Source organism: Rhodoferax sp. (genome assembly GCF_028688795.1).
In the GTDB taxonomy this organism is placed as follows: domain Bacteria; phylum Pseudomonadota; class Gammaproteobacteria; order Burkholderiales; family Burkholderiaceae_C; genus Rhodoferax.
The window spans coordinates 280,783-292,566 of sequence record NZ_JAQTXM010000001.1; the positions used below are offsets into that span (position 1 = coordinate 280,783).

Genomic DNA, 11,784 nt, shown 5'->3' on the forward strand with positions numbered 1-11,784 from the left:
TATAACACAAGTTCAGAGAGCCGCGAAACTTTGGAGCAAGTGGCTTGCCCCTCCACTCATTTGTGCAGGCCCCGCTCTTCAGGCTCATCAGTAGACGTGCTGATCACACTCGTTGGAATACCTTTGGCCTTGCGCCAGAAATAAATTGCATAGCCACTTAAACCGTAAAGTACAAAAATGCAAAACATGACAATAGGCGGATCAATATTAACCACGGCAATACCTAGAGCGATCAACACAATCGCTGCAAATGGCACACTCTTTTTCATCTGGATGTCTTTGAAGCTGTAAAACGGCACATTCGTCACCATCGTCAAGCCTGCGTACAAAGCAATCGCAAACATTGGCCAAGCCCACTGCTTGCCTTCAAAACCCAGATCTGTCATGACCCAAATAAAGCCCGCCACCAACGCGGCTGCAGCAGGAGATGGAAGGCCTTGGAAATAGCGCTTGTCAACCACCGCGGTATTGACATTGAAGCGCGCCAGTCGCAATGCAGCACAGGCGCAGTAGACAAAGGCTGCAATCCAGCCCCAGCGCCCTAACCCCTTGAGTGCCCATACGTAAGCAATCAGCGCGGGTGCAGCACCAAACGACACCATGTCAGATAATGAATCCATCTGCTCGCCAAAGGCGCTTTGGGTATTGGTCATCCGAGCCACCCGCCCGTCCAGACTGTCGAGAATCATGGCACAAAACACGCCCACGGCCGCAAGATCAAAGCGGCCATTGATGGCCATCACAACGGCGTAAAACCCCCCAAATAGTGCTGCAAGCGTGAACAAATTTGGCAATATATAAATGCCTTTGCGGCGCTTTTTCAGCAGCACACCTTCACCATGATCAACGTTATGTGGGTTCACATCTTCCATTCGTTACGCCTAAGCAAGTTTTCCATAATAGCAAAGGCCACCGAAGTGGCCTTTGCAAAACAAACGCAAGGCAATCAATTGCGGGTTTGATCCACCAATTTGTTTTTCGCAATCCAAGGCATCATCGAACGCAGCTGGGCACCAACCACTTCAATTTTGTGCTCTGCAGTGTTGCGACGGCGCGCTGTCATGCTTGGGTAGTTGGTACGACCTTCCAGGATAAACATCTTGGCGTAGTCGCCATTTTGAATGCGTTTCAGTGCATTGCGCATGGCTTCACGGCTCTGCGCATTGATCACTTCGGGACCAGTCACATACTCACCGAATTCGGCATTGTTGGAGATCGAGTAATTCATGTTGGCAATGCCGCCTTCATAGATCAAATCAACAATCAACTTCAATTCATGCAGGCACTCAAAATAAGCCATTTCAGGCGCGTAACCGGCTTCTACCAGTGTCTCAAAACCCATCTTGATCAGTTCAACGGCACCACCGCACAACACGGCTTGCTCACCAAACAGATCGGTCTCGGTTTCTTCCTTGAACGATGTTTCGATGATGCCCGCTTTGCCGCCACCATTCGCCATGGCATATGACAAAGCCAGATCACGGGCTTTGCCGCTCTTGTCTTGATGAATGGCAATCAGGTGAGGCACGCCACCGCCTTGGGTGTAAGTGTTGCGCACCGTGTGACCTGGCGCCTTGGGGGCGACCATCCAGACATCCAGATCAGCACGTGGCGTGACCTGGTTGTAGTGAACATTGAAACCATGGGCGAACACCAGGGACGCGCCCTGCTTGATATTGGGCGCCACATTGTTGGTGTACACGTCGCCGATTTGTTCGTCAGGCAACAAGATCATGACCACGTCAGCGATCTTCACCGCATCGTTGACTTCCATCACGTTAAGCCCGGCCTTGCCGACCTTGTCCCAAGATGCGCCACCCTTTCGCAAACCAACCACAACCTTGACACCACTGTCATTCAGGTTTTGCGCGTGAGCGTGGCCTTGACTGCCGTAACCGATGATGGCAACAGTTTTGCCTTTGATCAGGCTCAGATCGCAATCTTTATCGTAAAAAACTTTCATCTATCTCTCCGTTGTAAAAAATAAATAACTTTTGGGGGAAATGTTTAGCTATATCCCCGACCGACTAGACGCGCAAAATTCGTTCACCACGACCAATGCCACTGGAGCCGGTACGCACGGTCTCCAGGATTGCACCGCGCTCAATCGCATCCAAAAACGCGTCATTTTTGGACTGGTCTCCCGTCAACTCAATGGTGTAGCTCTTCTCGGTCACATCAATAATGCGACCCCTGAAGATATCCGCCATCCGCTTCATCTCTTCGCGCTCTTTGCCCACCGCTCGCACCTTGACCATCATGAGCTCGCGCTCAGTGTAAGAACCCTCGGTCAGATCAACCACTTTGACCACCTCGATCAAGCGATTCAAATGCTTGGTGATTTGCTCAATCACCTCGTCAGAACCATGTGTCTGAATGGTCATTCGCGACAGACTGGGATCTTCAGTGGGCGCCACCGTGAGCGACTCAATGTTGTAGCCCCGTGCTGAGAACAAACCCACCACACGCGACAACGCACCGGCCTCATTTTCAAGCAAAACTGCAATGATATGTTTCATGTTCAAAGATCCTCCGAGCTCAACAACATCTCAGTGATGCCCTTGCCAGCCTGCACCATCGGGAATACGTTTTCAGTCGGATCCGTGCGGAAGTCCATGAACACCGTGCGATCCTTGAGCTTGCGGGCTTCCCGCAAGGCGGGCTCTACATCTTGGGCGCGCTCAATCAGCATACCCACGTGTCCATACGCCTCTGCAAGCTTCACAAAGTTTGGCAACGCATCCATGTAACTGTGGCTGTAACGGCCTTCGTATTCCACCTCTTGCCACTGACGAACCATGCCAAGGTAGCGGTTGTTCAGCGCCATGATCTTGATCGGTGTGTTGTATTGCAGACAGGTTGACAGCTCTTGAATGCACATTTGCACTGAGCCTTCGCCGGTGATGCAAAAAACTTCGCTCTCCGGTTTGGCTAATTTGATGCCCATGGCGTACGGGATGCCAACGCCCATGGTGCCCAATCCACCGGAGTTGATCCAACGCCTGGGTTCATCAAAGCGGTAGTACTGAGCTGCCCACATTTGATGCTGACCGACATCTGACGTGATGTAAGTGTCGGCATCCTTGGTCATGTTCCAAAGCGTCTCCACCACATACTGCGGCTTGATGATGTCATTTTTGCCGTGGTCATATTTCAGGCAATCGCGCTTGCGCCAGCCTTCAATGGTGTCCCACCATGCGCCCAGTGCATTGGCATCAGGCTTGACGGCACTTTCCTTGATCATGGCGATCAACTCTGTCAACACGTCTTTCACGTCACCAACGATTGGGATGTCCACCCTGACACGCTTGGAAATGCTTGATGGATCAATGTCAATGTGAATAATCTTGCGTTCGTTTTGCGCAAAGTGCTTGGGGTTGCCAATCACCCGATCGTCAAAGCGCGCACCAACTGCCAACAGCACATCGCAGTTTTGCATGGCGTTGTTGGCCTCTACAGTGCCGTGCATACCCAACATACCCAAATACTTTCGGTCGCTGGCAGGATACGCACCCAAGCCCATCAGGGTATGGGTAACGGGGTAACCCAACATGTCGACCAACTGACGCAGTTCATTGGAGGCATTGCTGAGCAACACACCACCACCGGTATAAATGTAGGGTCGCTTGGCAGCGAGCAACAGTTGCAAAGCCTTGCGAATTTGCCCACCGTGGCCTTTGCGAACCGGGTTGTAAGACCGCATTTCAACCGTCTCTGGGTAACCGTGGTAGGCCACTTTTTTGAACGACACATCTTTTGGAATATCCACCACGACCGGACCTGGGCGGCCGCTGCGTGCAATGTGAAATGCCTTTTTCATGGTTTCAGCCAGATCGCGGGCATCTTTCACCAAAAAATTATGCTTCACGATGGGACGCGTGATGCCGACCGTATCGCACTCCTGAAAGGCATCCATACCAATGGCATGGGTGGGCACCTGGCCACACACAATTACCATGGGAATACTGTCCATGTAGGCCGTTGCAATACCCGTGACCGCATTGGTCACGCCGGGACCAGAGGTCACCAATGCCACACCCACGTCACCGGTTGCCCGCGCATAACCATCGGCCGCGTGCACGGCGGCCTGCTCGTGGCGCACCAAGACGTGTTGAATGGTGTCCTGCTTGAAAAAAGCGTCGTAAATGTGCAGCACTGCACCGCCGGGGTAACCCCAAACGTACTTGACACCTTCAGCCTGCAGGGCTTTGATGAGAATCTCTGCACCTCTGAGCTCGTGCTCAGCGCCTGTTGACACAGGCCTTGTCTTGGCAGAATGCTGTGGGTTTGAAGAATTTGATACCGAAGCAGCTTCGGCTTTTGATGTTTCCATGATGAACCTTTGTGAATTTCTCTGACGAAAAACCTTGGGTGCTTCTTTGCAAACACTTTTGGCGTTGCATCGAAACTTAAGGCCAAAACCATGAGCGCATTGATTTATGCGCCGGACCTTGACCCGTTTGCGTTATTGAGCAGCGAAGATTATCGCACTGTCCGTGGCGACCTCGACCACCTCTGCAGTGCAATAATCCCGGCCAGTCAAAAAGAACTCTGAACCAATCCACTGTACCTGAGCCACAGTTAACACTGACTCCAAGAAAACCTCTCCATTGGCTACGCCTGCTGAACTCTCGGATTTTTTGAAAAGTGTGGAAAAGCGCGCATTCAAACGTACGACTTATCACGTTCGCAATGACGAATCTGCTTTGGACATCGTTCAAGACAGCATGATGAAGCTCGCCGAACACTATGGGCACAAGCCAGTTAACGAGCTGCCCATGCTTTTCCAGCGCATTCTGTCTAACAGCACACTGGACTGGTTCAGGCGTCAAAAAGTTAAAAATGCACTTTTTTCATCCTTCAGTGACTTCCAGTCGGAGGGGGATGAGGAAGGCTTTGACATTCTTGAGGCACTTTCGGGCATTGAGCCTGTCGCATCATTTGACAACCCTGAAACCAATCACCAGCGCGCACAGACTCTGCTCGCGATTGAAGAGGAATTATTATTGCTGCCAAATCGTCAACGAGAAGCCTTCTTGATGCGTTATTGGGAAGATATGGACGTGGCAGAAACCGCAACCGCCATGGGGTGTTCAGAAGGCAGTGTAAAAACCCATTGTTCGCGTGCAGTTCATGCCCTGTCCAAGGCCCTCAAAACGAAAGACATCAAATTATGAACAGCTTATCTCTGCGCAGTTCAGAAAATGACGACGATGCGCTTGGTGCGCGCATTACCGCTCGATTGACCGAAGCCACGGACCAATTGCCTCACGACATCAGTGAGCGCTTGAGGGCGGCGCGTGTTCAGGCAGTCGAAAAACGAAAACAAATGCTGCTGCAGAGCTCCGCAGTGCTATTTAACAATGACCGCTCTGGCACGCTCACGGCAACCCGAGCGGGTGGGCATTCAAACTGGTGGAACCGGTTGGGCGCTGCGGGTTTGCTACTGGTTTTAGCCGCCGGCATGCTGGTCATCAACGTCGTCCAGAATGACATCGGCGCCAGTGAATTGGCCGACATTGATACAGCCATTCTGACCGATGACCTTCCTCCAGCGGCTTACGTGGACGCAGGCTTTGTTCAATTTTTAAAAATCGGCAATCGGCAGGAACCCTAGTTTGATGAGGCTGAAATTCCTGATCCCACGTTTTACTCATCCAGCATTAACCCCATTCCGTATTCTGGGTTGTTTGCTGGGTTCAACAGCGTTTCTGTTCGCCCCAACGCCAGGCTTTACGCAGGCGCTTATCGCACGAGCAGCACCTGTAAATGGCGCAAGTTCGCCTGATGCTGGCACCAGAGCACACACAGCTTCATCACCGAGAAGCTTCAACTCAGCCGACTGGAACTCGCTTACCATAGCGCAGCGAAACGCCCTGACACCACTGACCTCTAGCTGGGCAAACCTAAGTGACGGGCAAAAACGGAAATGGATCACACTCAGCGCCAACTACCCCCGGATGTCTGCGGCCGAGCAAGCCAAATTGCATGAACGCATGGCGCAGTGGGCCGCGCTAAGCCCTAGGCAACGGGAATTGGCCAGACTCAATTTTGCCGAAGCAAAGCAGATCACCCCAGAGCAAAAGAATGAAAAATGGCAAGCCTACCAAGCGCTCAGCCCGGAAGAAAAACATAAATTGGCGAAATCCGCACAACCCAAACCGCCAAGAACAGCTTTGGCTGCGCAACCTGTGGCCAGCGATAAAATCAGTCGAATGCCCATGACAAAAAAGGCCGACGGCATGGTTGTGCCGACACCTGCGGCAAGCGTTTCAAAAAATACGTTGCTGGTGAAGCCTAAACCACCCACCGCACCGACACCCCCTAAAGCCCCTGCCTCTACAGTCACCCATGGCGCTAACCCACAATAAATCAGCCTCGTTAGAGGGCTACACCACGCCGAATTTAATGCGCCGAATGGCTTGCTGGCTCTACGAAGGCATGCTTCTGTTCGGTGTGGTGTTCATTGCCGGCTATTTGTTTGGCACCCTGAGCCAGACCAAAAACGCCATGGACAACCGCCATGCGCTGCAAGCATTTTTGTTTGTGGTGTTTGGCATTTACTTCGTTTGGCTGTGGGCCAAAGGCCAGACGCTGGCCATGAAAACCTGGCACATTCGCGTGCTGGATCGCACGGGCCGTCCTTTGACGCAAACCCGTGCCTTGGTGCGCTACTTGTGGAGTTGGTTGTGGTTTCTGCCGCCGCTGTTGGTCTCATGGGGCTTTGACCTCAAAGGCGGCGAGTCGCTGGTGATCTTGGTGGGCTGGGTGCTTGTATGGGCGGTGCTCAGCCGTTTTCATCCCAAGCAACAGTTCTGGCACGACGCCCTTGCAGGCACTCAACTGGTGGACACCAGTCCACCCAAGCCCTGACTCAGTCCATCAGGCTCAAATCGCTGATTCGTCAATTTCCCCGGTGCGAATGCGCACCACACGTTCCACTGAGGTCACAAAAATCTTTCCGTCGCCGATTTTCCCGGTATGCGCAGCTTTCACAATGGCATCGACGCAACGGTCAACATCATCGGTCTTGACTACCACTTCAACTTTGACCTTGGGCAAAAAATCCACCACGTATTCCGCCCCACGGTACAGCTCTGTATGACCTTTCTGGCGACCAAAACCCTTGACTTCGGTCACCGTCAACCCTGTGACGCCACACTCAGCCAAGCCTTCGCGAACTTCCTCAAGCTTGAACGGTTTGATGATCGCGGTGATTTGTTTCATGAAATTCCTTGTTTAAAAATAGTCAACGACTTGTAAAGCACCGACCAAAGCTCAGGCCCGAAACTTGTTGGTTATAGGATAACGCCAATCTTTGCCAAAGCTGCGATGCGTCACGCGAATCCCCACGGGGGACTGGCGCCGCTTGTATTCATTGATCTTGATCAGCCAGGTGACACGCTCCACATCGGCAGGCGCAAAGCCAGCGGCGATGATTTGTTCAATACTTTCATCGTTTTCCATGTAGCGCTCCAAAATGGCATCCAGCACCTCATAAGGTGGCAGGCTGTCCTGATCCACCTGGTCGGGGCGCAATTCTGCGCTTGGCGGGCGGGTGATGATGCGCTCTGGAATCGGTGCCTGCCCGGTGCCATACGGGTCATGCGCGTTGCGCCAGCGCGCCAGGCGAAACACCGTGGTTTTGGCCAGATCCTTGATCACCGCAAAGCCACCCGCCATGTCGCCATAAAGTGTGCAGTAGCCGGTGGCCATTTCAGACTTGTTGCCCGTGGTCAGCACAATGCTGCCAAACTTATTGGAAAGCGCCATGAGCAACGTGCCACGAACGCGCGCCTGGATGTTTTCTTCGGTGGTGTCTTCTGCCAGGCCCTTGAATTCACCGGCGAGCGTGGCTTTGAACGCCTCAAACTCGGGCACGATCGACAACTCGTCGTAGCGTACACCCACCCGAGCGGCCATGTCACGGGCGTCAATCCAGCTGATGTCAGCCGTATAGGGAGACGGCATCATCACCGTGCGCACCCTGTCTTTGCCTAAAGCGTCCACGGCAATGGCCAACACCAGCGCCGAGTCAATGCCACCCGACAAACCCAGCAGCACGCCAGGAAAGCCATTTTTGTTGATGTAATCACGCACCCCCAACACCAAGGCGTCCCACAGGTCAGCATCTGGCGAGCGATCTGGCGCAATAGGTGCTACTAAAAAAATAGCTTTCAGCGCTTTATTTACCTGGACTAGAAGGCTATTTTCTATAAAACTCGGGGCTCGCCCGGCCAGTGTGCCATCGGCGTTAAGCGCAAACGAATGGCCTTCAAACACCACCTCATCCTGCCCGCCCACCAGATGCGCATAGACCAGCGGCAACCCGCAGGCCAGCACCCGTTCACGCATCATCTGCTCGCGCTCATTGCCTTTGCCCACGTGAAACGGCGACGCGTTAATCACCGCCAGCAGCTCAGCGCCAGCCTGCGCGGTTTCCTGCGCCGGCGCTTCAAACCATGCGTCTTCGCAAATCAGCAAGCCAACCTTGACACGGGCGCCCTGTTTGCCCGCCTCAAAAACACACACACAATGACCGGGCGTGAAATAGCGGCGCTCGTCAAACACCTGATAGTTTGGTAGTTCACGCTTGGCGTAAGTGGCCACCACCTGCCCTTCACACAGCACACTGGCTGCATTAAAGCGGCTTTGCACCGCCACCGAGCGGGTACGATGGTCGCCACCCGTGGGGTGACCCACCACCACGCAAAGGTCTTTGAGGTCGGCCAAGGCAAGCCGCACGGCGTTCACGGCATCATCGCAGGCCGCCATGAAGGCGGCGCGCAAAAACAAGTCTTCGGCGGCATAACCACAAATGGACAACTCAGGCGTCAAGACCAAACGGGCACCTTCCTGATAAGCGTTGCGCGCGGCCAAAATGATTTTTTGCGCGTTGCCCGCCAGGTCACCCACCACCAGATTGAGTTGCGCCACGCAGATTTTTAGTGTCATAAAAGCGATTGAAAAAACATGGGAAACAACACGCCCCCCGAGGCAAATGATTATGTCATTCGGGTGATGAACTCGCCGCAACAAGTCGATGCAGACCAATGGGACGCACTGCTTTTTGCCCAAGCAGATGCCACGCCGTTCATGCAGCACGCTTACCTGAGTGCGCTGCACACCAGCGCTTGCGCCACACCGCATACCGGCTGGTCGCCCCGGTTTATGTTGCTCGAACACCAAGGCCAGTTGGTGGCAGCCTGCGCGCTGTACCTCAAGACCCATTCGCGTGGCGAATACGTGTTTGACTTTGGCTGGGCCAATGCCTACGAGCAACACGGCTTGGCCTATTACCCGAAAGCGGTGGTGGCGGTGCCGTTCACACCGGTACCAGGCGCCCGGCTGCTGGCACGCAACGCCCAAGACCGTGGGCTGCTAGCCCAAGGGCTCATCGAATGGTGCGATGCCCAAGGCGTGTCGGGCCTGCATTGTCTGTTTGCCAGCGCGGATGATCTGCAAGCCTGCCAGACCGCTGGCATGATGCAACGCCATACGGTGCAATTTCACTGGGAAAACAGCCTCAGCGGCTATGCTGACTTTGACGGCTTTCTGGCGTCCCTTGCCGCAGACAAGCGCAAGAAAATCCGTCAAGAACGGCGCAAGGTGCTTGACGCGGGTGTAAGCTTTCGCCATGCCCAAGGCCGGGACATCAGCGCGTCAGACTGGGATTTCTTCTACCGTTGTTATGAACGCACCTACCTTGAGCATGGCAACGCACCCTACCTGAACCGGGCCTTTTTCGCCGCCATGGCAACACACATGCCCGACGACTGGCTGCTGTTCACCGCCGAGCGCGCGGGCCAGCCCATTGCTACGAGTCTGATAGCTATTAATGCAAGCTGCACAAAGGCTACGGGCCAAAAAGACTATGAATCGTTGGTGCGCGTGGCGTATGGCCGCTATTGGGGCGCCCTTGAACGGGTGGACTGCCTGCACTTCGAGGCCTGCTATTACCAGCCGCTGGCGTGGTGCATTGCCAATGGCTACACACGCTTTGAAGGCGGCGCGCAGGGCGAACACAAATTGGCGCGCGCCCTGCTGCCGGTCAAAACCACCAGCGCGCATTGGCTGGCGCACCCCGCTTTTGCCAACGCCGTAAATGATTTTTTAAACGCCGAAGGACAAGGCGTGGCGCAGTATTTGGACGAACTCAAAAGCCACAGTCCGTTCAAATCTGTCTGACCGTTTAGGTCAAGCCAAAACCGTGTTTTGGGTTTGCACCCCAAGGCCGTCCACGCTCAAGCGCATGGTTTGGCCAGCGCGCAAAAACACCGGTGGCTTTTGCCCCATGCCCACGCCCGGCGGCGTGCCGGTCGAAATCACATCACCCGGCTGCAAGCTCATGAACTGGCTCAGATAGCTGATCAAAAAAGGCACCTGATAGACCATGGTGGCGGTGCTGCCGTTTTGCAGACGCTTGCCGTCTACCTCAAGCCATAAAGCCAGATGTTGTGGGTCAGGCACTTCGTCTGCGGTGACCAGCCAGGGGCCCAGCGGGCCGAAAGTATCGCAGCCCTTGCCCTTGTCCCAGGTGCCACTGCGGTTGAGTTGGTAGTCGCGCTCAGACACATCGTTCATGACGCAATAGCCCGCCACATGGTGCATCGCGTCAGCCTCGGTGATGTAGCGACCACCTTGGCCAATGACCACCGCCAGTTCAACCTCCCAGTCGGTCTTGACCGAGCCGCGTGGGATTTGCACCGCATCATCTGGCCCGCACAGGGCGCTGGTCCATTTGTTAAACACCACCGGCTCGGGTGGCACCGGCATGCCGGATTCGGCTGCGTGGTCGGCATAGTTCAGGCCGATGCAAATGCATTTGCCCACTTGGCCCACGCATGCGCCCAAGCGCAAACCCTGCTGCGGTACTCCCGCGACCAAAGGCAAGTCTTCCACCTTGAGGCTGCGCAACTTGTCCAGGCTGGCGGGCAACAGCACAGCGCCTGCGATGTCGGACACCACCGCACTTAAATCCCGGACACGGCCCTGATCATCCAGCACACCAGGTTTTTCTTGGCCCATAGGCCCGTAGCGCAACAACTTCATGGCAGGTCTTCCATTGAATAAATGACTGTGCAGTCTAACTTTTGCCACTTCAAAAAAAGCCAGAAACGACAACGCCTGCAAGTGATACCACTTGCAGGCGCTATGTATTAAATAGCTACTTACGCAATCAGCGTAAGCGCTAGAAGCTCAAAACATCTAAATTATTTTTGAGCGGCGTCAAAATTCGCGATGCCTTCCAAAATCTCTTGCTTGGCAGCTTCCGGGCCTTCCCAGCCCATCACCTTGACCCACTTGTTGGGTTCCAGATCTTTGTAGTGCTCAAAGAAGTGGGCGATGGTCTTCAGGCGCACCGGGCTCAAATCTTCCGGCTTTTGCCAGCGGGTGTAGAGCGACAAAATCTTGTCGATTGGCACCGCCAGCAACTTGTTGTCAATACCGGCCTCGTCTTCCATCCGCATCATGCCAATGGCGCGGCAGGTCACCACCACGCCGGGAATCAGGGGCACGGGGGTGATCACCAACACGTCCACCGGGTCGCCATCACCGCTGATGGTGCGCGGCACGTAACCGTAGTTGGTGGGGTAATGCATGGCCGTGCTCATGAAACGGTCAACAAAAATGGCGTGGGTCTCGTGGTCGACTTCGTACTTGACCGGGTCAGCGTTCATCGGGATCTCAATGATCACGTTGAATTCTTCAGGACATTTCGCGCCGGGGGTAACGTTATCTAAGGACATGTTGTCGCCTTGGTTAGGAGTTGGAATTTGAGTT

14 protein-coding genes are annotated in these 11,784 nt (G+C 54.3%); 6 read left to right on the forward strand and 8 right to left on the reverse strand.

The annotated features are described in order from the left end of the window. Positions 1–56 precede the first annotated feature (56 nt). The 4 genes from pssA to PHQ58_RS01310 all read right to left on the reverse strand — a co-directional run bounded on the left by pssA (position 57) and on the right by PHQ58_RS01310 (position 4,333). Positions 57–872 (reverse strand): CDP-diacylglycerol--serine O-phosphatidyltransferase, encoded by an 816-nt coding sequence (gene pssA / locus PHQ58_RS01295; RefSeq protein WP_300105951.1) that lies wholly within the window; start codon positions 870–872, stop codon positions 57–59. 74 nt (positions 873–946) lie between these two features. Next, positions 947–1,963, reverse strand: a complete 1,017-nt coding sequence (gene ilvC / locus PHQ58_RS01300; RefSeq protein ID WP_300105952.1) for a ketol-acid reductoisomerase — start codon at positions 1,961–1,963, stop codon at positions 947–949. A 64-nt stretch (positions 1,964–2,027) separates the two neighbouring features. After that, a complete protein-coding gene (gene ilvN, locus PHQ58_RS01305) occupies positions 2,028–2,519 on the reverse strand; it encodes an acetolactate synthase small subunit (protein ID WP_300105954.1) in 492 nt (163 codons plus the stop codon). 2 nt (positions 2,520–2,521) lie between these two features. Next, positions 2,522–4,333, reverse strand: a complete 1,812-nt coding sequence (locus tag PHQ58_RS01310) for an acetolactate synthase 3 catalytic subunit (protein ID WP_300105956.1) — start codon at positions 4,331–4,333, stop codon at positions 2,522–2,524. A 90-nt stretch (positions 4,334–4,423) separates the two neighbouring features. Between PHQ58_RS01310 and PHQ58_RS01315 the strand changes: the two genes are divergently transcribed. From PHQ58_RS01315 to PHQ58_RS01335, 5 genes are read left to right on the forward strand one after another with little or no spacing between them, the layout of a single operon-like run. Beyond that, a complete protein-coding gene (locus tag PHQ58_RS01315; protein ID WP_300105958.1) occupies positions 4,424–4,555 on the forward strand; it encodes a hypothetical protein in 132 nt (43 codons plus the stop codon). Positions 4,556–4,610: 55 nt separating this feature from the next. Beyond that, entirely contained in the window at positions 4,611–5,177 is a 567-nt protein-coding gene (locus PHQ58_RS01320; protein ID WP_300105960.1) for an RNA polymerase sigma factor, read from the forward strand. Beyond that, complete coding sequence (locus PHQ58_RS01325) at positions 5,174–5,617, forward strand: DUF3619 family protein (protein WP_300105962.1); 444 nt, start codon at positions 5,174–5,176, stop codon at positions 5,615–5,617. The genes PHQ58_RS01320 and PHQ58_RS01325 overlap by 4 nt, the downstream gene beginning before the upstream one ends. Positions 5,618–5,621: 4 nt before the next feature. Then, positions 5,622–6,371 carry a DUF3106 domain-containing protein gene (locus tag PHQ58_RS01330; RefSeq protein ID WP_300105964.1) on the forward strand — a complete coding sequence of 250 codons (750 nt, stop codon included), beginning with the start codon at positions 5,622–5,624 and terminating at the stop codon, positions 6,369–6,371. Between the two features lie 37 nt (positions 6,372–6,408). Then, positions 6,409–6,873, forward strand: a complete 465-nt coding sequence (locus PHQ58_RS01335) for an RDD family protein (RefSeq protein ID WP_367187259.1) — start codon at positions 6,409–6,411, stop codon at positions 6,871–6,873. Positions 6,874–6,888: 15 nt separating this feature from the next. On the opposite strand, the gene PHQ58_RS01340 is transcribed toward PHQ58_RS01335, so the two are convergent. Then, positions 6,889–7,227, reverse strand: coding sequence for a P-II family nitrogen regulator (locus PHQ58_RS01340; RefSeq protein WP_300105968.1), 339 nt, complete (start codon positions 7,225–7,227; stop codon positions 6,889–6,891). Between the two features lie 51 nt (positions 7,228–7,278). Beyond that, a complete protein-coding gene (locus PHQ58_RS01345) occupies positions 7,279–8,955 on the reverse strand; it encodes an NAD+ synthase (RefSeq protein ID WP_300105970.1) in 1,677 nt (558 codons plus the stop codon). Between the two features lie 18 nt (positions 8,956–8,973). On the opposite strand from PHQ58_RS01345, the gene PHQ58_RS01350 reads away from it, so the two are divergent. Then, positions 8,974–10,188, forward strand: coding sequence for a GNAT family N-acetyltransferase (locus PHQ58_RS01350; protein ID WP_300105971.1), 1,215 nt, complete (start codon positions 8,974–8,976; stop codon positions 10,186–10,188). A gap of 9 nt (positions 10,189–10,197) precedes the next feature. On the opposite strand, the gene PHQ58_RS01355 is transcribed toward PHQ58_RS01350, so the two are convergent. After that, positions 10,198–11,052 (reverse strand): fumarylacetoacetate hydrolase family protein, encoded by an 855-nt coding sequence (locus PHQ58_RS01355; RefSeq protein ID WP_300105974.1) that lies wholly within the window; start codon positions 11,050–11,052, stop codon positions 10,198–10,200. A gap of 161 nt (positions 11,053–11,213) precedes the next feature. After that, on the reverse strand, positions 11,214–11,750 hold the full coding sequence (gene ppa, locus PHQ58_RS01360; protein ID WP_300105976.1) for an inorganic diphosphatase: 537 nt from the start codon (positions 11,748–11,750) through the stop codon (positions 11,214–11,216). Positions 11,751–11,784 lie beyond the last annotated feature (34 nt).

Coding starts and splice junctions, on each gene's coding strand:
- pssA (WP_300105951.1), bottom strand. CDS start 872: ATGGAAGATGTGAACCCACATAACGTTGATCATGGTGAAGGTGTGCTG.
- ilvC (WP_300105952.1), bottom strand. CDS start 1,963: ATGAAAGTTTTTTACGATAAAGATTGCGATCTGAGCCTGATCAAAGGC.
- ilvN (WP_300105954.1), bottom strand. CDS start 2,519: ATGAAACATATCATTGCAGTTTTGCTTGAAAATGAGGCCGGTGCGTTG.
- PHQ58_RS01310 (WP_300105956.1), bottom strand. CDS start 4,333: ATGGAAACATCAAAAGCCGAAGCTGCTTCGGTATCAAATTCTTCAAAC.
- PHQ58_RS01315 (WP_300105958.1), top strand. CDS start 4,424: ATGAGCGCATTGATTTATGCGCCGGACCTTGACCCGTTTGCGTTATTG.
- PHQ58_RS01325 (WP_300105962.1), top strand. CDS start 5,174: ATGAACAGCTTATCTCTGCGCAGTTCAGAAAATGACGACGATGCGCTT.
- PHQ58_RS01330 (WP_300105964.1), top strand. CDS start 5,622: ATGAGGCTGAAATTCCTGATCCCACGTTTTACTCATCCAGCATTAACC.
- PHQ58_RS01335 (WP_367187259.1), top strand. CDS start 6,409: ATGCGCCGAATGGCTTGCTGGCTCTACGAAGGCATGCTTCTGTTCGGT.
- PHQ58_RS01340 (WP_300105968.1), bottom strand. CDS start 7,227: ATGAAACAAATCACCGCGATCATCAAACCGTTCAAGCTTGAGGAAGTT.
- PHQ58_RS01345 (WP_300105970.1), bottom strand. CDS start 8,955: ATGACACTAAAAATCTGCGTGGCGCAACTCAATCTGGTGGTGGGTGAC.
- PHQ58_RS01350 (WP_300105971.1), top strand. CDS start 8,974: ATGGGAAACAACACGCCCCCCGAGGCAAATGATTATGTCATTCGGGTG.
- PHQ58_RS01355 (WP_300105974.1), bottom strand. CDS start 11,052: ATGAAGTTGTTGCGCTACGGGCCTATGGGCCAAGAAAAACCTGGTGTG.
- ppa (WP_300105976.1), bottom strand. CDS start 11,750: ATGTCCTTAGATAACGTTACCCCCGGCGCGAAATGTCCTGAAGAATTC.